This is a genomic window from Vibrio qingdaonensis (assembly GCF_026191675.1).
In the GTDB taxonomy this organism is placed as follows: Bacteria; Pseudomonadota; Gammaproteobacteria; order Enterobacterales; family Vibrionaceae; genus Vibrio; species Vibrio qingdaonensis.
Map to the genome: position 1 here is coordinate 1 of NZ_JAKRRY010000147.1, position 711 is coordinate 711.

General features: G+C 46.4%; 1 protein-coding gene. It reads left to right on the top strand.

Translation table 11 applies throughout. From position 1 onward, the window contains the following. Window positions 1–9: 9 nt before the first annotated feature. A partial coding sequence (recA, locus tag MD535_RS25760) for a recombinase RecA (protein WP_265678127.1) occupies window positions 10–711 on the top strand: 702 nt, incomplete at its 3' end.

The window sequence follows — 711 nt, forward strand, 5'->3', positions numbered from 1 at the left end:
GTAACAACGATGAAAAGTTCAAAGACTACCGCTAAAACCAATACCTTACCCAAGACTCCAGAAGATAGAAGTAAAGCTCTGACTACATGCTTAGCCATGATTGAAAAACAATTTGGTAAAGGCGCTATCATGTGTCTGGGGGATAACAGAACCATGGATGTAGAAACCATTTCTACAGGCTCTCTATCTCTTGATATTGCTTTAGGGGCAGGTGGGCTTCCTATGGGGAGAATGCTGGAAGTCTATGGTCCAGAGTCCTCAGGAAAAACGACCTTAACATTAGAGCTTATCGCTGCGGCTCAAAAGCAAGGCAAAACGTGTGCGTTCATCGATGCTGAGCACGCTCTCGATCCTATTTACGCTGAAAAGCTTGGGGTTGATATTGCCAACTTATTGGTTTCCCAACCTGATACTGGAGAGCAAGCACTAGAAATTTGTGATGCTCTGGCACGCTCAGGCTCAGTCGATGTGATGGTCGTGGATTCCGTCGCGGCGCTCACCCCTAAAGCCGAACTTGAAGGGGAAATGGGCGATAGCCACATGGGATTGCAAGCTCGTATGCTGTCCCAGGCTATGCGAAAACTCACAGGCAACCTGAAACAATCCAATTACATGTGTATTTTTATCAACCAAATTCGCATGAAAATAGGCGGTTATGGCAATCCTGAAACGACGACAGGCGGTAACGCCCTCAAGTTTTATGCCTCTGTT